The sequence below is a fragment of the Mycobacterium sp. shizuoka-1 genome, from assembly GCF_002723835.1.
GTDB lineage: Bacteria > Actinomycetota > Actinomycetes > Mycobacteriales > Mycobacteriaceae > Mycobacterium.
Genome location: NZ_BEWG01000023.1, coordinates 349 through 23,676, shown reverse-complemented (window position 1 = coordinate 23,676; position 23,328 = coordinate 349). Strand labels below are relative to the sequence as shown.

Here is a 23,328-nt window from a genome sequence, read left to right as displayed (position 1 = left end):
CGGCATTTCGGCGCTGAGTCTAAACTTGCATCGTCGTCAGTTTTCGACGTTTGCCAGGATCGGATCATCCGTTCAACCAAGCCGCCTGCGGCGAGCGAAATCCTCCAGGAGGTCGGCGGCGTGGCGCACGCTGTCAGCAGGGCTGGTCATCCTGGCCGCAAGCTCGCGGGCTCGGCTGCGGTATCCCGGTGCGAGTATCGTGCGCAAATCGGCGGTCAGCGTCTTCTCGGTGGTGGCCGCAAACCGCCGCGAGGTACCCACCTTCAGCCCCTTGACCGCCGCTCCCCAGATCACCTGGACATCGGCCATCCACAGCACGAGTGTCGGAACTCCTGCACGCAGGCCGGCGGCCGTGGTCCCCGCACCGCCGTGGTGAACGACCGCTCGGCAGGCCGGGAACACCGTCGCGTAATTCACCGCACCCACCACCTTGACGTGGTCGAACTGCGGAACATTGCTGAAGTCGGTCCAACCGGCACACAACAGCGCACGCTCACCAACCTGGGCGCAGGCCCCCGCGATCATCGCGACCATCTCGGCCGGTGATTCCACCGGAATACTGCCGAAGCCAAAGCAGATCGGCGGCGTTCCCGAGGCGATCCACGACATGACGTCCTCGTCGGCCTCGGTGGCCAACTCCAGCGTCAGCGTGCCGACAAACGGCCGTTGACCGTCCCACGGAGCCCACTCGGCCGCCAGACCCGGGAAGAGCACCTCGTCATAGGCCTGGATCTCCAGCAATTGGCGTTCGGCGATCCGAGCCGGCACCGGGCCGGTCGCGGGCGGCAACCCGAGTTCGCGGCGCTGCGCGGCGACGACCTTTTTCACCCCACGCCAGATCAGCCACTCGTACAGCTTCATCGCCGAGCGCAACACCGGCTCAGGCAGATTCGGCAGGAGCTTGCCGTTGACCCGCATCGGAAACCAGAGCACCGTCGCCAGCGCAACATCGCAGTATTCCGCGACGTCGAACACCAGCTCCTCGTAGCTGACCCCGGTGACCAGCAGGTCTGCCCCGCCCGACACCGACGCCAAACTCCTGCTCATCTCCCCCCAGGCCCGAAGACCGGGGGCCCGGGACTCGCGAAAATACTTCTGCACGTCGCGCACTCGCCAGAAGTTGCGGAAGAAGTAGCCCCAGAAGTCGCGGGTGTCTTCCAGCCACGCCTGCGTATCCGGCCCGTAGGCGACCGCCGCGAGGCCGACCGATCGGGCCGAGTCGATCAAGTCCGGCGGAACCGCCATGAGCACGTCGTGACCGCGGCGCAGCAACTCCCGGCCGATGGCGATGCCAGGTTCGACGTCTCCGCGAGTTCCATAGAACGCCAGCACAAGTTTCATCGAACGCTTCCGGCCCTTCCGTCCGTGGCTCAGCCGCCCGGCAGCGTAACCCAACGCCGACATGTACACCCCGACGATTGGCCACAACGCACGAATCGGCCGACGTCCTCGGATACGGCTAGGCCCAAGTCCCTTTGCGGCGGTGAGCCAGTGCGAGGGTTTCGAGGCCGAGCTTCACCACGAACGGCGGCAAGAGCCGGTCGAGGTTGCGGTATCGCCGGAAGTCTGTGAAGGCCTGACGGAATCCACGTTCACTGGCTCGGTACTCGTCGAAAACCCGGTCGAGTACAGACGCGTCCCACGGCTCGTCCGCTGCGGCCGCAGCCAGTGTTTCGTACACCGCGCCGACCCAGTCGGTACCGAACGGTTCAACTGCCGGACCACGGGTCTGGTGGTGCCGCAGGTCCGGGGTGAGGAACTCGTCGATTGCTCGTTCGTCCTTGACGTCGAGATCGATCCCGAGGGCCGTGGAGATCCGCTTCAGTTCCCGGCGCCAGTCCTCGAGGAGGTTGGTGTATTCGACGAACACCCGAGGTACGTCGCGAGTGTCACGTTCGGCCAGCAAGCTGTACTTCAGCCACCAGGCGCACGTGAGTTCTGGTGACGACCCAACATAATTTTGCTGATTGGCCCGCTTTTCAAGCGATCCGATGATTTCGGCTGGATGACGCACCGCGACGACGGCGGCGACGTCAAAACCGGCTTGGCGCGCCGCCTCGAACCAGATGCCTGAGACAGTCGTCGTCTTCGGCTCCTTGATCACCACGACTGGGGCCGTCGGCAAGCTCGCAAGGTAGTCCCTGAGCTTGGCAACCCAGGAGCTGTTCCGTCCGGCGTCGAAAACACCGTCTTGATACGCGTCCAGCGCCATGTCGTACCCGGAACTGCCGTGCGCGTGCAGGATCGCCTGGTTTAGATGAATCACCGCGCGAGCTTCGAAGAACCCACGCGGATTCTCCGAGGTGGCGCCCAGCAGACCGGGCGGAAGGGTGCCCCCGCTGAGCGCCAGGACCTGCGCCAGCGCCGACGTTCCGGATCGGCCATTGCCCAACACGAAAAGCGCCACCGGGCGGGTTCGCGTCACCGCCTCAGCCATGTACGCGCACCGGCCCACTTTTATTCACAGCGGCAGAATAGGTTGCCCTCGCACGCTTCGACAAGGTATCGCGCACGCGGGGAATGCCGGCAAACGGCAGCGCAACATCGGGTATCCGACAACCGACGGTCGGTTACTCTGACGCTCGTGTCAATCCAGGACCGCCCGGCCCACACATCCAACGACGATGCGCGGCGGGACAATCGGCTCGATTTGATGGACCAGGCCTTCTACGCCGGGCATCATGCCGCAGGCCAGCGCGAAGTGATGCAGGTCGGGTGGGTCTATCGACACGCAGTCGACGTCGAGGGACTCGAGCGGTTTCGCGACAAGCTCAGCCAAGGGATGATGGGGCGACTCATCGAACGCTCGCCGCTGCCCTTCGGGCGCTACCGATGGGTGCGAGATCCTGCGCCGGCGAAACTCGATATCGCATCAGCGGTCCGCCCTCGGGCCGAACTCGGCGCCTGGTTCGACGAGTGCACCCAACTACCGATCGATCCCGAAACGGGGCCGGGCTGGCGGATCAGCGTCGTCCCGCTCAGCGACGGCTCGACCGCGATCAGCCTGGTGCTGTCCCACTACGTGATCGACGGCATCGGTGCCGCTGTCGCGGTCACCGAAGCGCTGCTTGGGCTACCCCGCGATCTTGGCTACCCGCCGCCGCATTCACGCCCGCGGCTGCGCGCGTTGGTCGAGGACATCGGCGACACCGCGCGAGATGCCCCCACGGTCGGACGCGCGCTCCTCGCCGCGGTCAAAGAAGCCCGGCGCCGCCAGGCGGACACCGTCCACACCCAGGCCCAGGCGTCGCTGCCGGCCAGCGCTCCCGCGAGTGGAGCCAACCAACCGGTCATCGTGCCCAACGTCTGGGTCCGTATCCGCCTGGACGAGTGGACTGCCCGCGCGGAAGCGTTGGGCGGAACGAGCAGTGCTATGTCCACGGCGTTCACCGCGCGGCTCGACCGGCACATGGGGCGCGATCATGGCGATGCGGATGACGTCAGAATGCTGCTCACCGTCAACACCCGCACCATGGACGATGCGCGAGCGGTCGCGGTGTCCTTCGTCCGCGTTGGCATCGACCCTGACCTGGTGACGACCGATATGGGTCCGGCGCGCGCCGCCATCAAGCAAGCCCTCAAGTCCGCACAGGGCGCCGACGACGAGTCTGCGGAGCTCGTTCCGTTGACGCCGTTCACCCCGAAACGGGCGTGGAAGCATCTGATCGATTACGCGGTCAGCGACCCGGAGCGACCAGCGGTGTGCTCGAGTCTGGGCGATACGGGACCGGCTGCCAGCCGCCCCGACGGCACGCTAAGCGATGCCATGTTCGCCCGGGGGGCGAGCCAGAACGTGACCCGCGGATGGCTTGACCGAACAGGCAGCCAGTTGCACGTTTTCGTCGGCACGTCGCTGGAGATGAACCAGGTCGGTGTCTGCATTCGCGGCTACCAGCCCGGCTCGGTGACCACCCGATCACAACTGCGAGAACTCGCCGAGCGCACCTTGACGGAGTTCGGCCTCACCGGCGAGATCGACTAACGAGAACGTGTTCCATTCTGCCGTCGTCCCGGACCTCAGTCATGCCGACCTGAGAGCCGGGCTCTCGAGGGCTCACAACTTGCAGTCGCGTCAATGTGGCAACCTGGGAAGCAGCCTAAGACTTAGCCATTACCGCAGTTCGGCGCTTACCCTTGCGCGTATGCTCCGCTGTTGCATCGCAAAGAGCCCACACGGAGGCCATGAACATGGTTGACTCTCGTCGAGATCGGTCGCGCTCTCGTCGGTGCCGCGCGTTTGCGGGGAGCTGTTGTGGCGCAGACTGTGACGCCCGCCCTCCGGCGGTAAGCGAGATGCCACGCCTCGATGTGTAGTCGCATTCTCCATCTGACGGTTGGTGCTAGGACCCGTAGCACTTGGAACTTGGGAAAGGTCGGCGCCCGGTGATCGAAGGACGTTTGCCCAACGTTGAGCAAACTGAGCCCGGTGTCACCGGATGGCACAGCGAGGAGTCTCCACCGCAGCCTGCCGAGCCACCGCCGCCGCCTCGAGCCGAACGCAGTCCTCGGAAGCGCAGGAGCGGACCTGGAGTGATATTCGGTTTGCTGAGCCACCTGTGGATTCCGCTGATCGTGATCGCGGTTCTGGCCGCCGGTGGACTGGCGGTGTCGCGATTGCACGGAATCTTCGGATCGGAAACAGCCCTGTCTTACGGAGATACCAAGAATGACAAGGGCAAACCGTACAACCCGAAGAAGATGAAATACGAAGTCTTCGGTCCGCCCGGAACGCCCGCCCAGATCAGCTACTTCGACGAGAACGGCGACCCAGTACATCAGGATGTCACGCTGCCGTGGTCGCTGGAGTTCCCGATCTCCGCTGCAGCGGGCATCGGCAGCATCGCCGCCCAGGGCGACAGTGAGACCATCGGCTGCCGCATCACGGTGGACGGTGTGGTGAAAGCGGACAACACCACCACCCACGAAGTCAGCTCCTTCGTCTCCTGTCTGTTGAAGGCCGCATGAGCACCCATCAGTTGCACGACGGCCGGTCATTCGTCGCGCAGACGATCCGCCGCTTTTCGGTGCTCGTCATCTTGGGCTGGTTGGCGATCATCGTCGGCCTGACCCTCGGGGTCCCCACCCTGGAGCAGGTCGAGGCCGAGCACTCGGTCTCGCAGAATCCCACTGATGCGCCGTCGTTCCGCGCTACTCAGCGGATGTCTCAAGTTTTCGATCAATCGGTGTCCGGCAACGCGCCGGCAATGATCGTGCTGGAGGGTCAACAACCACTCGGCGACGAGGCCCACGCCTACTACGACGACCTGATTCGACAATTCGAACAAGATCCCAAGCATGTCCAGTACATCCAGAACTTCTGGGGAGACCCACTCACCAGCGCCGCTGCGCAGAGCGACGACGGCAAAGCCGCCTACGTACAGCTAACGCTTGCCGGCAAACCGGGTGAAGCCTTGGCCAACGAGTCGGTCAGGTCTGTTCAGGACATCATCGGACGAACGCCCGCGCCACCCGGGATCACCACGTATGTCACCGGGCCCGCCGCGCTTGCCGCCGACATGAGCAAGAGCGGCAACAGCACGGTCAACACCATCACCTTGGTCAGCATCGCGGTGATCCTGGTGACGCTGCTGATCGTTTATCGTTCCCCACTGACCGTGATCCTCCTGCTCATGGTCGTCGGGGTACAGCTGCAGGCCGCCAGGGGGTTCGTCGCTCTCCTCGGCCATCACGAGATCATCGGACTCACCACGTTCGCGGTGAACCTGCTGGTAGCCCTGGTGATTGCGGCTGGGACGGACTACGGGATTTTCTTCATCGGCCGCTATCACGAAGCGCGCTTGGCCGGCGAAGATCGCGAAACGGCCTTCTACACCACCTACCGCGGCGTCGCCAAGGTCGTTCTGGCCACCGGTTTGACGGTCGCCGGCGCGACGCTGTGTCTCAGCTTCACTCGACTTCCGGCGTTCCAAGCGCTCGGCGTCCCCTGCGCGGTCGGCATCATGGTCGCGGTAGCCGTCGCACTGACGTTGGTCCCAGCCGTCATCGCGGTCGGAGGCCGATTCGGCTTGTTCGACCCCAAGCGAACAGCAAAGACTTACGGCTGGCGACGGATTGGCACGGCCATTGTCCGCTGGCCGGCACCCATTCTCGTCGCCTCGTTGGCCCTCACCCTGGTCGGACTGTTGACGCTGCCCGGATTCAAGCCCGACTTCAACGACCAGCACTTCCTACCGAAGAACATTCCCGCCACGCAGGGGATAGAAGCGGCGGCCCGACACTTTCCACCTTCAGCGATGATGACACCCGAAATTCTGATGGTCGAGACCGATCACGATCTACGCAATTCGGCGGATTTCCTGGTCCTGAACAAACTCGCGAAAGCCGTCCTTGCGGTTCCGGGTATCGAAAAGGTTCAGGCGGTGACCCGGCCTGAAGGCACGCCGATCGCGCATACGACCATTCCCTACTTGATGAGCACGCAGCAAGCCGGCCAGCAGCAGTTCATGTTCTTTCAGAAAGCCCGGATGGCCGACCTGCTCACGCAAGCCGACCAATTGCAACAGACCATCAACATCATGTCTCGCATGTACAGCCTGATGCAGCAGATGTCGGCGACGATGCACGCCATGGTCAAAAGCACGCATGAAATGGAAGAAATCACCAGCGAGCTACGTGATCATATTGCCGACTTCGAGGATTTCTTCCGGCCCATTCGCAACTATCTGTACTGGGAACCGCATTGCTTCAATATTCCGCTCTGCTGGTCAGTCAGAAGCCTGTTTGACATTCTCGACGGGGTTGACGGACTGACGGAGAAGCTGCGCGAACTCGTTGTGAACCTCGATCAGATGGACCTGATCATGCCGCAACTGCTCGCTCAATTCCCGGAGATGATCTCGATCATGACGAGCATGCGGACGATGCTGCTCACCATGCACAGCACCATGTCCGGGGTGTTCGGCCAGATGGACGACAATGGCGCAAATTCGACCGCGATGGGCAAGGCATTCGATGCCGCTCAGAACGATGATTCGTTCTACGTACCGCCGGAGGTCTTCAAGAACGAGGACTTCAAACGCGTGATGAAGATCTTCATCTCACCCGATGGCAAGGCCGCCCGCATGTTGATTTCGCAAAAAGGCGACCCGACCTCACCCGACGGCATTGCCCGAGTCGATGCCATCAAGAATGCGGCCGAAGAGGCACTGAAAGGCACTCCGCTGGAGGGGTCGCAGATCTCCCTTTCCGGCACCGCAGCCCTAATTAAAGATCTGGTTACCGGGACCAAATACGATCTGATGATTGCGGTCGTCGCGGCGCTCTGTCTGATCTTTGTGGTCATGCTCATTGTGACGCGCAGCCTCATCGCCGCCATGGTGATCGTGGGTACGGTGCTGCTTTCGTTGGGCGCATCATTCGGATTGGCAGTATTCGTCTGGCAATACCTCCTCGGCATTCAATTGCACTGGTCGGTATTCGTCATGACCGTGATCATTCTGTTGGCGGTCGGCTCCGACTACAATCTCCTGCTGGTTGCCCGTATGAAGGAGGAATTAGGCGCCGGTATCAATACCGGCATCATTCGGGCAATGGCCGGCACCGGCAAAGTCGTGACGACCGCCGGCTTGGTGTTCGCGTTCACCATGGCCTCGATGATGGTCAGCGACCTGATCAGTATCGGCCAGGTGGGCACGACGATCGCGTTGGGCCTGTTGTTCGACACCTTGATCGTGCGGGCGTTCATGACGCCATCCATCGCGGCGTTGTTGGGACGCTGGTTCTGGTGGCCGCAGCAGGTTCGGCCCCGCCCCGCCAGTACGATGCTGCGTCCCACCGGCCCGCGCCCGTTGGTTCGTGCCCTCTTGCTGAACCAAGAGAAGTAAGTGGCCGATATCCAGACCGAGACAGAGTCGACGAATCAGCTCAGTCGGCCCCTGGTTGCGCGGTCGATCCGGGCGCTTTCGCCGCTGATCATCGTCGCGTGGTTGGCCATAACCGTCCTGGTGACGTTCTTCGTTCCCTGGCTGGAGACCGTCGGTCGAGACCACTCCGTGCCGATGGCGCCACAGGACGCCCCGGCGGTGATGGCCATGCACCAGATGGGTCGCGAGTTCCAGGAGTCCACCTCCGACAGTTTCGCCATGCTGGTGATGGAGGGTCAGCAGGAACTCGGGGACGAGGCGCACACCTACTACGACACCCTGGTTCGCGCGCTGAAGAGCGACACCACACACGTCGAGCACGTACAGGACTTGTGGGGAGATCGACTCACCGCTGCCGGGGCACAGAGCAAAGACGGCAAGGCCGTCTACATCCAACTGAATCTGGCTGGTAACCAAGGCACGACGCTGGGCCAGCAATCGATTGCTGCCGTCCGCGGCATCGTCGATCGGATGCCCCCACCACCCGGCATCCAGGTCTTCGTCACCGGCCCGGCCGCGCTGGTGTCGGACATGCAGCACGCCGGCGATCACTCGATGATCAAGATGACCGCGGTCGGCGCCGTCCTCATTTTTGCCGTCCTGCTCGTTGTCTACCGTTCGATCGTCACCGTCATCGGATTGTTGATCACGGTCGGCATCGAGGTCCTCGTCGCGCGTGGCGTCGTCGCGTTTCTGGCCGACCACAACGTCATCGGGCTGTCGACATTCGCCACCAGCCTGCTGGTGGCCTTGGCGATGGCCGCCGGAACCGATTACGGGATCTTCTTCTTCGGCCGTTACCACGAGGCGCGGCAATCCGGCGAGGACATCGAGACCGCCTTCTACAGCACCTTCCGCAGCGTGGCTCCTGTCGTGTTGGGCAGTGGGCTGACCATCGCCGGCGCGATGCTGTGCCTGAGCTTCACCCGCCTGCCCATTTTCCAGAGCATGGGCGTTCCATCTGCTGTCGGCATGTTCGCCGCCGTCGCGGTAGCGGTCACCCTGGTTCCGTCGTTTCTGGCTGTCGGCGGCCGCCTGAAACTGTTCGACCCCAAGGTCCGGCTCAAGAACCGCAGATGGCGGCGGATCGGCACGGCCGTCGTTCGCTGGCCGGTACCCATCCTCACTGCGACAATCGCCATCGCGCTGATCGGCCTGCTGGCGCTACCCGGCTATCAGACCAGCTACAACGACCGGCTGTACATACCGAAGGACCTTCCCGCCAACGTCGGTAATGCCGCCGCCGATCGTCACTTCTCGCAGGCCCGGATGATGCCCGAGATTCTGATGATCCAGTCCGATCACGACTTGCGGAATCCTGCCGACTTCCTCATCCTCCACAAGCTGGCGAAGGCGATTTTCAAGGTCCCCGGCATCTCCCGAGTGCAGGGCATCACCCGGCCCGAGGGAACACCGATCGAGCACACGTCCATACCGTTCCTGATGGACATGCAGAACGCCGGCATGCAAGCCAGCCTGAAGTTCATGCAATCCCGCATGGACGACATGCTCAAGCAAGTGAAGATGATCGATCGCCAGATCGTCTTGATGAAGCGGATGTACGAGTTGCAGAAGCAGCTCAACGACATCACCCACGACTCCTTCATCACCACGAAGGAAATGTCGCAAGTAATCACGGTACTGATGAACAACGCGGCCGACTTCGACGACTTCTTCCGGCCGATTCGCAACTATTTGTACTGGGAACCGCACTGCTACGACATTCCCGTCTGCTGGGCGGTGCGGTCGGTATTCGATGCCATCGACGGCATTACTTCCCTCAACGACAAGATGAAAGAGATGCTGACGCATCTGGCTACGCTGGACAAGCTGATGCCGCAGCTTCTCGAACAGGTTCCCAAGATCATCGCGATCATGGAGGGAATGCGCGACATGATGCTGAAGATGCACAGCACCATGTCCGGGACCTTCGGCGTGCTGGACGATTCGAATCTGAACACCACCGCCATGGGGCAGGCTTTCGACGCCGCGCAGGACGACGACACTTTCTATCTGCCGCCCGAGGTCTTCGAGAATCCCGACTTTAAACGGGCAATGAGCGCCTACCTGTCTCCCGACGGGAAAGCAGCGCGGTTCATCATTTCCCACAAGGACGAACCGGCCTCACCCGAGGGCATTGCGAGTATCGACAAGATGCGGTCGGCGGCCGAAGAGGCTCTCAAGACGACACCGCTCCAGGGCTCCAAGATCTACATCGCCGGTACCGCCGCGACGTTCAAGGACTTCAGAGACGGCTCCCAATACGATCTCTGGATTGCCGCCGTTGGCGCGCTGTGCCTGATTTTCATCATCATGCTGATCATCACCCGCAGCCTGATTGCCGCGCTGGTCATCGTGGGGACCGTCGCGCTCTCGTTGGGTGCGTCCTTTGGGCTCTCGGTCCTGCTGTGGCAATACATCCTGGGCATCAAACTGCACTGGATGGTGCTACCCATGTCGGTGATCGTGCTGTTGGCGGTGGGCTCCGACTACAACCTGCTCTTGGTATCCCGGATAAAAGAGGAATTGTCGGCAGGCATCAACACCGGGATCATCCGCGCCATGGGCGGCTCCGGCAAGGTGGTGACCAACGCCGGCCTGGTATTCGCGATCACGATGGCGGCGATGGTGGTCAGCGATTTGCAGATCATCGGCCAGGTCGGCACCACGATCGGTCTGGGTTTGCTGATCGACACCCTGGTGGTGCGGTCGTTCATGACCCCGGCGATTGCCGTGTTGCTCGGCCGATGGTTCTGGTGGCCGCAACGGGTTCGTCCCCGTCCCGCCAGCACCATGCTCCGGTCCAGCGGACCACGCCCACTGGTGCGCGCCTACCTGCTGCCGCGGGAGGACAGCGAAGCCAGCCACGACCCGGTCACAGCCGAAATACCAAGGCCGTCGGTCTAGTTCGGCATTTCGCCTAGCGTGCGCCGGAGCCGGCGCGGGTCTCCTGGCGAACGTAAGCGGCCAGCGACTCGCCCGCATCGGCCGGCACGAATCCGGTGGACTCGATCTTGGTCAGGTCGAGCACGCCGCGGAGCGGCCGAGGCGAAACCGGATTGGCAGCCGAGGCGAAGTACTCCGCCGTGGATACTCCGGTCACCCGGTTCGGGTCGTGGCCCGCCAGCTCGAAGGTTTGTCTGGCGACGTCGGCCCACGAGGTGACCGGCCCGGACCCGGTGACGTTGTACGTTCCGTAGGGCGCGCGGCTCCCGAGCAGATGCCGGATCGCCCTGGCCAGTTCGGAGGTGAACGTCAAGCGGCCCACCTGGTCGTCGACGACCGCCGGGTCGACTCCGCGTTCGGCCAGAGAAAGCATGGTGCGCACGAAGTTTCGGCCCTCGCCGATCACCCACGAGGTGCGCACGATGTAGTGCCGGTCCAGCGTGGAGACGATCTGATCGCCCGCGGCCTTGGTCTGCCCGTAGACCCCCAGCGGAGTCATCGGGTCGTCCTCGAGATACGGCCGCGTGGTGGTGCCGTCGAATACATAATCAGTCGAGACGTGCACGACGGTCAGTCGATGTGCCGCCGCGACCCGAGTCAGATTCGCAACACCGGCGACGTTGGCGGCCCACGCCGCGGCCCGTCCCTCCGGGGTTTCCGCTGCGTCGACAGCGGTGTAGGCAGCAGCGTTGATGATCGTGTCGTATTCGCGCCAGGGGCGTGCGGTGGCGAAATCGCCGGAGCTGAGATCGAAGTCCGGGAGGTCGACGTATTCGACGTGCGAAGCACCTTCGTACGCCGCCTGCAGCGCACGGCCCAATTGGCCGCCGGCACCGACCACCAGCGTCTTGCGCGGCTGAATGGGAACGACCGCCGACAACGGGCCCTGGGCCCGGTCCTTCGCCGACAGCTCGGCCTCCTCCAGCGGAATCGGCCAGTCGATGGCGATGGTCTGATCGGCCGGATTCAGTGAGGTGTAGACACCATCCGGCGAGTAATGGTCGTTGACCAGGTAGGTGTAGGCGGTATTGGGCTCCAGCGTCTGAAAGCCGTTGCCGACGCCTTGCGGCACGAAGACCGCGCGCGACGGGTCGATCTCGGCGGTCACCACCGTCCCGAACGTCGGGCCGTCCCGCAGGTCGACCCAGGCGCAGAAGATCCGCCCGGTGGCCACCGAGATGTACTTGTCCCACGGTTCGGCGTGGATTCCGCGGGTGGTGCCGGCCGAGGAGTTGAACGAGACGTTGTTCTGCACCGGCCCGAAGTCGGGCATACCGGCGGCCACCATCTTCTCCCGCTGCCAGTTCTCTTTGAACCAGCCCCGGTTGTCGCCGTGGACGGGCAGGTCCCAGATGACAAGTCCCGGGATGGCGGTCGTTACCGGGCGGAGTGCCTTGCCGAGCTCCGTCATTACCTGCGCTCTCCTGTCATTGCCCGAGCCGGGCGTAGAACGCCTCAGTGGCGTCTTTTGCGGGCGCCCACCAGCTTTCGTGATCGCGATACCACTGGATGGTCGCCGTCAACCCGTGCTCGAAGTCAGGATAACGCGGCCGCCAGCCGAGCTCATCACGCAGTTTGGTCGCATCGATGGCGTACCGCAGGTCGTGGCCGGTGCGGTCCGGGACATTCTCGTAGGCGTTCGGTTCCTGTCCCATGATCGTCAGGATCAGCTCGACGACGGTTTTGTTGTCCTTCTCGCCGTTGGCGCCGATCAGGTACGTCTCCCCGATCCGGCCCTTCTCGAGGATCAGCAACACCGCCGACGAGTGGTCGTCGGCGTGGATCCAGTCCCGGACGTTGAGGCCGTCGCCGTAGAGCTTGGGACGGGTGCCGCGCAGGACGTTGGTGATCTGACGGGGAATGAATTTCTCGACGTGCTGGTAAGGGCCGTAGTTGTTGGAACAGTTCGAGATGGTCGCGGCCAGGCCGTAGGAGCGCATCCAGGCCCGTACGAGCAGGTCGCTGCCGGCCTTGGTCGACGAATACGGCGACGACGGGTTGTAGGGGCTCGCTTCGGTGAACCGGGCCGGGTCGTCCAGCGCCAAGTCGCCGTACACCTCGTCGGTGGAGATGTGGTGGTAGCGCACGCCGTACTTGCGGACCGCCTCCAGCAGGGTGAACGTGCCGATCAGGTTGGTGTGCAGGAACGGTTCCGGGTCGTCGAGGGAGTTGTCGTTGTGCGTCTCGGCGGCGTAGTGCACGACGCTGTCGGCGGTGGCCACCAGCTTGTCGACCAGTTCGGCGTTGGCGACGTCGCCGTGCACAAAGGTCACCCGCTCTTCGGGCAGCCCGGCCAGCGACTCGCGGTTGCCTGCATAGGTCAGCTTGTCCAGCACCGTGATGTGGTGGTCGGTGTGTTCGACCGCGTAGTGCACAAAGTTCGATCCGATGAAGCCGGCGCCGCCGGTGACCAGTAGCTCCGTCACTGGGCGCCCCTTTCGAGCAAGTCCAGCAGATAGGAGCCGTAGCCCGACTTCACCAGCTTCTCGGCACGTTCCCGCAACTCATCCTCACTGAGAAAGCCTTGCCGCCACGCGATTTCCTCGGGAACGCCGATCTTCAGGCCGGTACGCCGTTCCATGGTGCGGACGAAGTCGGCGGCGTCGGTCATCTGGTCGAACGTACCGGTGTCCAGCCACGCGGTGCCGCGGGGCAGCACCTGCACCCGCAGCCTGCCCTGCTCGAGGTAAGCCCGGTTGACGTCGGTGATCTCGTACTCGCCGCGATCGCTGGGCGAGAGCCCACGGGCGATCTCCACGACGTCGTTGTCGTAGAAATACAGACCCGGCACCGCGAAATTGCTCCGCGGCCGCTTGGGCTTCTCCTCCAGGGACACCACTACTCCGGTCGGGTCGAACTCCACCACACCGTATGCGGAGGGTTCGGCCACCCAGTAGGCGAAGATCACGCCCCCGTCGACCGTCGTGAAACTCTTCAGCTGGGTGCCGAGCCCCGGCCCGTAGAGCAGGTTGTCACCGAGGATCAGCGCCACCTTGTCGTTGCCGATGAAGTCGGAGCCGATGGTAAAGGCCTGTGCCAGCCCGTCCGGCGACGGCTGCTGGGCAAAGGTGATCGACACCCCGAAGCGTGATCCGTCACCGAGCAGACGTTCGAAACTCTCCGCATCGTGCGGTGTCGTGATCACCAAGATGTCGCGGATCCCGGCCAGCATCAGCGTGGACAGCGGGTAGTACGCCATCGGCTTGTCGTAGACCGGGATCAACTGCTTCGAGACCCCGAGGGTGATCGGATGCAGGCGGGTTCCCGAACCGCCCGCCAGAATGATCCCTTTCATGGCGCCCTTCGGGTAACGCGAACGCCCATCCCGCGTGTCTCGTAGATGCACAGATCGTCGCACCAGAACCGGCCGTCGAACACCGCCAGCACACCGCGATCGTCACTGTGGGTGGAGAGGATTTCGACCTCGGACTTGGTGCGCTTGTTGGTCGGTGTCACTTGACCACGGAATTTCCAGCTGAACATCTGGTCCAAAGCCACCGGCTCGAACTCGAATTCGTCACCTGCGCCGCCCAGACCGGACAGTCGCACCGCTGCACGCGCCGCCTGTTGCATGGCTTCCAGACCCAGCGACCCCGGCTGCACCGGATCCTGGAAGAAGTGCGCCTTGAAGAACCACGCCTCCGGGGTGACGTCGTACTCGGCGACCAGCCTGCCCAGCCCGGCCTCTCCCCCGCCCGGCCAGAACTTCACCCGGTCGACCACCTGCAGGCGGCCCTGGTCCAACCAGGGCGCACCGTCGAGCTGCGCGTCCCGGTAGGACAGTTCGACCGGAGCCGGCTCGGAAAGCGCCTCTAGCACACCCGGTTTCATTCGCAACCCGACCTGGTTGCGCAGAGCCTCCGGACTGAAGAACCCGAATGCCGTCTTCATCGTCATCACGACTTCGTCGTTCTGGGTGCAGACGACATCGAAGAACACGATGGTCGAGCCGGCCCCGTCAGCGAACCGCTCCAGCGTCGACGTGACCCGCAGCGTCCCGACCCGGGCCGGTCGATGCTGGATCACCTCACCACCGTCGAGATTGCGGAACACCACGTCGTCGGGACGATTGGCGGCGAATCCGTTGTACGACGACAACCAGCCGCACGGCTGCAGCAAGATTTCGATCAGCACCGGCATCGGCACCGCATCGACGTGGGCGTCGGCGAAATACCACTCGCCTTCTGGCACATCGTATTCCGCGACGACGGTGCCGCCCTTGGTAGGCACTCCCGGCGGGCTGGAGACACTGAGCACGCGGGACATGAAATGGTACGGCTCGTCCGGCAGGCGCGGCGCCCGCCGGGTGCCGTCGAACGGCGCATACAGAGCGCCGAACGCATCCGACGGCATGCCACGGCCGCATGCCAGCAGCGCGCCCTGGTCACCGCGAACGTCCTTGGTGCCGGCCAGGATCTGCACCGGCCCGGGCGCACCCGGCGGCATCGGCCAGTCGGGAACCAGACGCATACCGAAGCGCCGGGCATGGAAGACCTTGAAGCCGTCGCTACGGCAGAGCAGCGCGGCGAAGACCGTCGGCGTGGGCCCGTCGATGATCTCTTCGATGAACACCTCGTAGTCGAGCATATGGTCGGCGTCGGGTGTCACCTGCCCACGGCAGACGAAGCGCGCCATATCGTCCGGCACCGGCTCGAACCGCCATCCGTCGCGCTCGATGGTGAACCCGTAGGCGGCCATCGCGAACGACAGTGCCTGGGTGGCCGCATCGGCCATCAACGTCCCAGGCATGCACGGGTCGTTCTTGAAATGCCCGTCGTAGAACCACATGTCCCTGGGCACCGCGGCGGTGGCCCGCAGATACCCGCGGCCCCATGGTCCGCCGTCGGGGTCGAATTCGGCGATCTCATCGATCAGCCGCAACTTGCCCTTCGGTAACGACGGCGTCCGGGTGTGGGCGGCCGCCCGCTCAAAGCCTGCGCCGAAGCAGCGGAATGCGTGACCATCGGTGAACGCTTCCACGTCCTCCTTGGTGAACGACCGCTTCTGGGTGACCACGGGCGGCTCGTCACGGCGTGCACCGTCGCGCGGTGCATCATCGGCAGCGTCCCACAACACTCCGTCCGACTCGGCGAGCTCCGCGTCGGAAAAGAATCCGGCCTGCCCGTTGCGCACCGAGATCATCAGCCGGTCGCCGATGTAGCAGTCGTAGTGGAAGAAAAACAGACGCGTATCACCCGTTTTTGCGTGACCGTCGATGTGGATCTCGTAGTGCAGCGTGTCGCCACCCTTGGGCAATTCGCCCATGAATGTCAGATCGCAACCGAGCAGCCGGTACACCCGCTCGCTGCGGTTGGTGAAGTCCGCACCCAGCCACGAGGCGAGCAACAGATCGGCCTGGCCACTCTCGATCACCACACCGGGTGACATCCGGCCGTTGTGGATGTACCAGGCGTCGGGGTCGACATCTGTCTCCGTGACGATTGTGCCGGTCCCCATCGTTCCTGGCTCGCCCTCGATGCTCATCACCCGGTCGGCCAGCAGCAGCGGCGGTTCCGGCATCCGGACCAGCCGCTCGTACTTGTCGTACTCGGCGAACTTCGGGCCCAACACCTCCGAGACCTTGCCGCCGGCAAGGATTTCCAGCTGCGCACGCGACCATAGGGGCTTCTCGACCGCTGGCTGCCGGCTCGGCGCGGGAGCCGGTGTATTGGGCGCCGGCACTCTGGGTGCGGGTGCCGGTGCCGGTGCACTGGGCGCAGGCGCCGGGGCGGCAGCGGCCACCGGCGGTGCCGGCGGCGGTGTGGGGGCGGGCGCCGGCGGCACGGGTGCTGGGGCCGGCGCAGGCACGGACACCGGCGAGGGTGCATAGACCGGTGGCGCACTCGTCGCGGCAACCGGCACCGATCCCCGCTGCCCGGCCACCAGGGCGAGTAGATCGCCGCGCGACTTCAGGAACGACGTGTGCGCCTCCGCCTGCCGCTCGAGGAATGCCGTGTGCGCATTGCTCACCGAGGCAACGAGATTCAGTGCCGCGACCGTCTGATCGCCGGGCGCCGCGGCTGCCGGAGCGACCGGCTTGGCCACCACGGTATTCGCGGCCGGGGCGGCGGCAGGTCGAGCCACTACCAACGGCGCGAGGGCCGCAGGTGCCGGCGGCATGACTTGAACACTTCCGTGGTCCACTTCGGGCATGGGCGCACTTCCATTCTTGGACGCCTCCGGCGTCGTCACATTCCGGGACGCCTCCGGCGTCGTCACCGTGCGAGATTCTTCGGGAACCGAGACGATATCCGGCCAGTGCGCAGCAAGTGTCAGCTTGCGCGTGTCCTGAGACCGCGCCCGGTTACCTTGCTCATGCAATTGCCGGATACGCGACTCGAATGCGTCGATATCGACCGGTAGCCCGTGTACCCACAGTTTGCAGACACTTTCAGCCAGCGCCCGCAGCCCGCGCCGTTCCTGCGGATCCAGCGCAACCGCAAGATGCGGGCGGTCACCGAGGATCTTCGCAACCGCGCCGGTGAGAATCGCGCGAGGCCCGTGCTCGACAAATACCCGAACGCCGTCGTCCCAGGCCTGGAGAATCGTCGCGGGAAAGTCAATGGGTTCGAGGGCTTGCCGCGTGATCGCCTCGGCGGCTGCTTCACGGGTCGGCACGTAGGCTCGGTTGACCGCGTTGGTGTAGAAGCGGATGTCCGGCGCCTCGTGCGTCTCCCGGGTATGGATGGCTCGCCAGGTGTCGGCAAACGGAGTCATGGCATCGCAGTGGATGACCATGTCCAGACCCAGCGGGATCGCGGTTGCGCCGTCCACGGCGTCGATAACCCGCCGGCACGCCGCCGGATCGCCACCGATCACGCAATCGTCCGGCGCCTGAACGATAGTCATGTAGGCGCGGGGCTCGGCAGCCAGCGCTGATTCGACCGACGCTCTGGGTGCGGTGATACGCCAGCACTCCCATGGGGCCGGCTGGTTCCCCAACCCCCAGTCGGCAGCTGCCACCCGGCAGGCGCCGGTCAGCTCGTCGCCGTACATTCCCGACGCTTCGATCTCACCCAGCATCGGCTCTAGGTCGCGCCAGACCCCAAATGCCAACAGCGAGTTCGTCTCGCCCGACGAAAGGCCGATAGCCGCAGTGGGTTTCAGACCGAGAACGGTACGGGAGAACTCCGCTTGCGATTGACAGACCAGCGCGCACCCGGTCAGCTGCGTCCGCGGATCCAAAGTCGTGATCCCGGCACCGTGCAGGGCGCGGGCCAGATCGCCGACGCCGGAGAGGCGTTCGGTCAGCGCGTCGCCGATCTCGGGCCATGCGAACAACAGATCTCTACCGGCCCCCGGGTAAGCGGCGGCGGCACCGGTGAACATGAACGCCAACTCGCCGACCATCTGGGCTTCCGCGAACGCGATGCCCGGCACGATAGGCGCCTCACCGCGTTCCAGCCGCAACACCGCCTGCTGCCGAAGTGCGTCCACGGTGGTCTGGCTGTCGCCGACCAGCGAGCACCGCACTGGGCCGCTGCCGCCCGGCTGGCCACGGTGGAGCCGGGCCAGCAGATCGGCCCGGCTGTCACCGGCATAGCGCTCGATGAAAGGAACGATGCCGACAGCCAACGGCTTCGGCGCGCCGCCTGCTGCCGACACCGTGACGCCGTCGGCATGCCCGCCGAGAGCCTCCACCCACACTGCTGCAGCCGTGCCGCCCGGTGACGGCTGCGCGCCGGCCTTGTCAACCCGCACCCGTGATCGCACCGCCTCGACACGCGCGGCGATCTCCACGGCAGCGGCGGCTGCGTGCGTGCGGCCGATCCGTCCGGCCGCGAAATTCGAATCTGTCTCGATCGGTTCTCCGTCGGTGTCGATCACGGCGAGGATCTCGTCGCCGGCGGCTTCGGCATCGGCACGCCGCTTGAGCACGAAAGCCACTGCCGCGTCGCCGTGTCCCGCACTGCGATCCGCGTCGAGGGCATCAGCTGCCCGCGAATGTGCCGGCTCGCAACACATGTCGACCGCACCGGCGACGACCACGTCGAGTTCGCGATGCCGCAACGCGCGGATCCCGATCTGGAGTGCAGTAATCCCGGACAGCTCCTCGGTGGAGACGGTGAAACCGAACCCGCGGAAGTCACGCTGCGCGTGGATTCGGTTGGCGGGGATGTTCGGCATCGTTCCGACCACCCCGTCGGCGGTCAGCTGCGGCGCGGATTCGGCGTTGGCCTGCAACCACCGATCGTCGTCGGCGTGCAGCACCCGCAGCCGCTGCCGGGCGATGGTGGCATCACATCCCATGCCGACGAACACCCCGGTCCGGTCCGGGTCGACCGTCACGTGCTGCAACGCCTGGCCCGCGGCCGTCAGCATCACGGTCTGCTGGCTGAGGCTGCCGGCGAGCTCTTTCGGCGGAAAGCCCAGTCCGGCAAGGTCGAGCTCGACGGCGTCGAGCGCGGTCACCGGTGCTTCGGGCCCGAGGACTCGGCGGCGGAACGCCTCGGCATCGCGCGCATCGCCGGTGACCACACCCAATCCGCAGATCACGATCTCGTCGGTGGGCGGCTGCTTCCGCGCGACCGCACCGCGGGGGCCGCGGTAGTTTTCGACGATCAGATGTGCGTTGTTGCCACCGAATCCGAAGTTGCTGACCGCGGCGCGCTTGACCGGCGCATCCCACCGCGTGGGCGTGGTCACGAGCGTGAAGGGTGTGCCGTTCAACTTCTCGGTGGGCTTCTCGCAGACGGTGGGCGGCAGTGTCGAAGCCTGCATGGCCGAGATCACATTGATCAGGCTCGCCGCGCCCGAAACGGTGATCGTATGGCCAAGATTGCCTTTCAGCGCGCCCAGTTTCAACGGGGTGTCACCGTAGGCGGCCGCAATGCTCTGCAACTCGATGGCGTCGCCCAGCGGAGTGCCGGTGGCGTGGCAGTCCACATAGTCGATGTCGGCCGGAGTCAGCCCGGCCTGCTCCAGCGCTGAGGTCATGGCCCGAGTCTGACCACCGACCGCCGGTGCCAAGAACCCACTCTGGCGCCCGTCGTTGGACAGCCCCACGCCCAGGATCACGCCGAGGATGTGGTCACCGGCGCGCTCGGCGTCTTCCAGTCGCTTCAGCGCGACCAGAGCAGCCCCCTGTGCGGGCACCAAGCCGTCGGCTTCTGCGTGGAAGGGCCGAGACCGGCCCGACGGACTGAGCGCCTGCAGCGACGTGAAGCCCAGGTGCAGGAACAGGTCGTCGGAACCGTTGACCCCGCCGGCAAGCATGACGTCGGCGTCGCGGTCGTGCAGGGCGTCGCAGGCCAGCTTGATCGCGTAGAGCGATGATGCACACGCCGCGTCGAGCGCGTAGACCGGTCCGGTCATCTCCATCGCTCCGGCAACCAGGTGCACCGGCAGCCCGGAGGAGAACCGGTTGCGCGGGTCGTCGTTGCCGTCACCCGTCCACACGGCCTCCACGAACTCGGTGCCCTTGGTGCTCGGGTAGGACAGGTTGCCGACGATCAGGCCGGTCTGCGGCGCCGCCAGCGGACCGCCCAGCGCCTGCTGCGCGCACCGCGCGAGCCATGGCACGATCGGATCGAGCTGATCGAAGTCCGGTATCCGCGAGGCGAACTGCGCCAGATCGAAGGACGTCTTGACGTAACCGCCGGTCGCCGAAGAGACCCGCAGTCCGGGTTTGTCGCTGGCCATCAGCCGGCCGGGGTCCACGCCGCGCCATTGGTCGCGGGGGGTCGGGGTCAGCAGGCAGCGCCCGGCCAGTGATGCGTCGAACAGTTCCTCCGGTGTGGCCGCGCCGGGCAGCACACAACTACGTCCGACGATCGCGACGGGTTCGAACCCGCTCACGCCGAGGTGTCCGCGGTGTTACCCGCAGCGTAGAACTCGACACCCTCGAGCGTTGCGACCGGCGCACCGTCGGCGGTTTCGTAGGCGATGTCGAAATCGACTCGCTTGTCGTTGACCGGATGTGCGGCCAACCGGCACCGTCCGATACTGCCGTCGCCGAACGCGCGGTGCAGGACCACGCGACCGATCCGGATCGGCAGCACCAGGGGACGTCCCTGCGCACAGGCCCAGACGATGCCGAGCTGCAGCCCGCCGTCGATGCCCGCGGCGTCGATCGCCCAGCCGTTCTGCGGCCAGTCGAGGTCACCCATGCTCCTGAGAGTCGCTGAGCCGCCCGCGATTCCGTAGGTGTCCAGCTGCTCGATGACGGCGAACTTCGGCCCGTGGAACAGCGGGCCGGTGTAGGCCTCGTCGACGCTCATCGGCCATCCGGACCCTGACGCCTGCGGTACCGAAATCTCCGGCTCCGCGACGGCGGCGGTGTCCACCGAGGCGCGATAGCGCGCCCGCCCCTGACCGTCGACGATCGTGACGGCGTACGACGTCGCCGCCGGCTCGTATTCGAGGGTGAAGACCTGGCGCTCGGATTCGGCCAACGTGACGCCGGAGAGCACCTGGAAGTCACGGACCACCGGGCAGGCGTCGGCAACCAGCCCGCGCGCCCCGCGCAGGATGGCGTCCAGCGCGATCACCACCGGCACCACCACCCGGCCGCGGACCTGATGATCGGTGAGCTCCGGCAGGTCCTTCGTCGACACCTCCCACTCCAGGCGTGCCGCACGCAGCCGCGGCTCCGCCGGGGCGGCGACCACGACCGCGGTGGCCGACGACCGGCACAGTGCATGCTCGGCGAAGAATTGCGCACCCTCGTCGATCGGGATGACGCCCACACCGCCGGCCAGGAACCGGCTCTTCAGTGTCGCGTCGACCATCCCGCCGTCCCATGGGCCCCATCCGAACGCACGGACCACGCATTCGCCGTTGCGCCGCGCGGACTCTCGGGCGGCGATCGCCTCCAGGGCTGCGTTGGCCGACGCGTAGGCGGCCTGCCCGGGATTACCAGCCCGGGCGGCGATCGAGGAGAACAGCGAGATGAAGCGCAGCTCGTCGGTCGAGGTGGCGTCCAGAAGCGCCTCGGCACCGATCAGTTTGGTGCTGAACACCTTGACGAACCCGTCGTCGTCGAGGTCTTCAAGGCGTTTGTCAGCCAGCACACCGGCGCCGTGCACGACGCCGACGATCGGACCGAAGTTCTGCCGCACCTCGTCGAGCACACCACGCAGGGCGGCATCGTCGGTGATACTCGCCGCGAAGTAACGCGCCGGGGTGCCTTGCCGTTCGGCGGCCGACAACGTGGCACGGACCTCCCGCTCGGCCAGCAGGCTCTCGGCCTGCGCGCGGGCCTGCGGCAGGCTCAGCTGCTCGCCACGGGCTCGTGCCGATGCGGCCAGTGCGGTGGCGATCTCGGCGGCCGTGGTACCCGACGGCTCGTCGACAGTGGCCTCCCGCAGCGGTGTGCGACCGAGAAGTGCCAGCCGCAGTCCGTGCTGTTTGGCCAGTGCCAGAGCCGATTGGGCCGTCACCCCTCGCGCGCCGCCGGTGACCAGCACCACGCCGCCCTGGGTGACGCTGATCGTCTCGCCCTCACCGACGGAGGACTCGATGTCGTCGACGGCGACCAGTCGGGTGCCGTCGGCGCGCAGCGCGACCTCGATACCGCTTCCGCCTTCGAGCAACTCGGCCGCCAACCGGTCGGCGTCGAGAGTTTCCATGTCGACGGCACGCACCGAGGCGTTCTCCCACTCCCAGCCCGCGGTCTTCACCAGGCTGGCGACACCGACCGGGACATCCGCGGCGATGAATCGGGCGCCGGTCGACTGCACGGTGACGAACAGCCGGGTGCGGGCCTCGCTCCTGGCCACACTGCGGGCGGCGTGGAACGCGCGCAGGTGCAGTGCCACACAGTCTTCGGGGGTGCGTGCCGCTCCCAGCGCGGCCAGGCTGACGACTGCACCGGCTTCGGCGGGCACCTCGTCGACGGTGCGGGCCTGCAGCCCGCGGGCGGTCAGTGCCCGCTCGAGGGCGTCGGCGAAGGCGGGATCTTCACGGGTGATGAGGACGATGCCGTCCCGCAGGCCCGCCATCGCCAATCCGCTGGGCGGCGCGGCGCGCAGCTCGGCCTCGGTACAGGACAGGCCGACCGGCGCTGCCGAGGCGGGGGTCGAATGCGGGACTGCCGCAGCCTGTTCGGTGTGACCGCCGCCGGAGAATCCCGAGACGGTGTCCACCACGTCCTGCAGGGTGCGCAGGTTCGCCAGCTCCGACGCCGGAATCTCCGGAGCACCAGGGAACTTCGCCTGCAACGCCGCCAAAATCTCGACCTGCTTGATCGAATCGATCCCGAGCTCGGCCTCCATCTCCATGCCCAACCCGAGCATGTCCACCGGATAACCCGTCTTCTCCGACACGATCGCCAACACCACATCACCGGCAGCCGGACCCGCAACAGCGGCCGGCGCCGCGCCAACAGGCGCCGCCGTCGGGGCGGCAAAGTCGGCGATGGTGTCGACCACGTCCTGCAGGGTGCGCAGGTTCGCCAGCTCCGACGCCGGAATCTCCGGAGCACCAGGGAACTTCGCCTGCAACGCCGCCAAAATCTCGACCTGCTTGATCGAATCGATCCCGAGCTCGGCCTCCATCT

At 65.4% G+C, this 23,328-nt stretch carries 11 protein-coding genes; 4 read left to right on the top strand and 7 right to left on the bottom strand.

What is annotated here, in order from left to right:
* Positions 1 to 72: 72 nt before the first annotated feature.
* Positions 73 to 1,341: a glycosyltransferase gene (locus tag MSZK_RS07785; protein WP_099246593.1), complete on the bottom strand. Its 1,269-nt coding sequence runs from the start codon at positions 1,339 to 1,341 to the stop codon at positions 73 to 75.
* Between the two features lie 118 nt (positions 1,342 to 1,459).
* A complete protein-coding gene (locus MSZK_RS07780) occupies positions 1,460 to 2,437 on the bottom strand; it encodes a sulfotransferase family protein (protein WP_199203237.1) in 978 nt (325 codons plus the stop codon).
* Positions 2,438 to 2,584: 147 nt separating this feature from the next.
* On the opposite strand from MSZK_RS07780, the gene MSZK_RS07775 reads away from it, so the two are divergent.
* The 4 genes from MSZK_RS07775 (at position 2,585) to MSZK_RS07760 (ending at position 10,790) form a co-directional block, all read left to right on the top strand.
* Entirely contained in the window at positions 2,585 to 3,982 is a 1,398-nt protein-coding gene (locus tag MSZK_RS07775) for a wax ester/triacylglycerol synthase domain-containing protein (protein ID WP_233211167.1), read from the top strand.
* A 563-nt stretch (positions 3,983 to 4,545) separates the two neighbouring features.
* Positions 4,546 to 4,965 (top strand): MmpS family transport accessory protein, encoded by a 420-nt coding sequence (locus tag MSZK_RS07770; protein WP_099246587.1) that lies wholly within the window; start codon positions 4,546 to 4,548, stop codon positions 4,963 to 4,965.
* On the top strand, positions 4,962 to 7,844 hold the full coding sequence (locus tag MSZK_RS07765) for an RND family transporter (RefSeq protein ID WP_099246541.1): 2,883 nt from the start codon (positions 4,962 to 4,964) through the stop codon (positions 7,842 to 7,844). Before MSZK_RS07770 ends, MSZK_RS07765 begins: the two co-directional genes overlap by 4 nt.
* A gap of 9 nt (positions 7,845 to 7,853) precedes the next feature.
* On the top strand, positions 7,854 to 10,790 hold the full coding sequence (locus MSZK_RS07760; protein ID WP_099246585.1) for an RND family transporter: 2,937 nt from the start codon (positions 7,854 to 7,856) through the stop codon (positions 10,788 to 10,790).
* 13 nt (positions 10,791 to 10,803) lie between these two features.
* On the opposite strand, the gene MSZK_RS07755 is transcribed toward MSZK_RS07760, so the two are convergent.
* The 5 genes from MSZK_RS07755 to MSZK_RS32275 all read right to left on the bottom strand — a co-directional run.
* On the bottom strand, positions 10,804 to 12,240 hold the full coding sequence (locus MSZK_RS07755) for a bifunctional dTDP-4-dehydrorhamnose 3,5-epimerase family protein/NAD(P)-dependent oxidoreductase (protein ID WP_099246539.1): 1,437 nt from the start codon (positions 12,238 to 12,240) through the stop codon (positions 10,804 to 10,806).
* A gap of 16 nt (positions 12,241 to 12,256) precedes the next feature.
* Positions 12,257 to 13,255, bottom strand: a complete 999-nt coding sequence (gene rfbB, locus MSZK_RS07750; RefSeq protein WP_099246537.1) for a dTDP-glucose 4,6-dehydratase — start codon at positions 13,253 to 13,255, stop codon at positions 12,257 to 12,259.
* Complete coding sequence (gene rfbA / locus MSZK_RS07745; RefSeq protein ID WP_099246535.1) at positions 13,252 to 14,124, bottom strand: glucose-1-phosphate thymidylyltransferase RfbA; 873 nt, start codon at positions 14,122 to 14,124, stop codon at positions 13,252 to 13,254. Before rfbA ends, rfbB begins: the two co-directional genes overlap by 4 nt.
* Positions 14,121 to 20,627 (bottom strand): beta-ketoacyl synthase N-terminal-like domain-containing protein, encoded by a 6,507-nt coding sequence (locus MSZK_RS07740; protein WP_099246533.1) that lies wholly within the window; start codon positions 20,625 to 20,627, stop codon positions 14,121 to 14,123. The genes rfbA and MSZK_RS07740 overlap by 4 nt, the downstream gene beginning before the upstream one ends.
* Positions 20,624 to 23,328: SDR family NAD(P)-dependent oxidoreductase (locus MSZK_RS32275; RefSeq protein ID WP_158230558.1), on the bottom strand; the 2,705-nt coding region annotated here is incomplete at its 5' end. The genes MSZK_RS32275 and MSZK_RS07740, both read right to left, overlap by 4 nt.

Excerpts from the sequence above, each read along its gene's own strand:
- MSZK_RS07785 (WP_099246593.1), bottom strand. The coding sequence starts at position 1,341 with ATGAAACTTGTGCTGGCGTTCTATGGAACTCGCGGAGACGTCGAACCT.
- MSZK_RS07780 (WP_199203237.1), bottom strand. The coding sequence starts at position 2,437 with ATGGCTGAGGCGGTGACGCGAACCCGCCCGGTGGCGCTTTTCGTGTTG.
- MSZK_RS07765 (WP_099246541.1), top strand. The coding sequence starts at position 4,962 with ATGAGCACCCATCAGTTGCACGACGGCCGGTCATTCGTCGCGCAGACG.
- MSZK_RS07755 (WP_099246539.1), bottom strand. The coding sequence starts at position 12,240 with ATGACGGAGCTCGGCAAGGCACTCCGCCCGGTAACGACCGCCATCCCG.
- rfbA (WP_099246535.1), bottom strand. The coding sequence starts at position 14,124 with ATGAAAGGGATCATTCTGGCGGGCGGTTCGGGAACCCGCCTGCATCCG.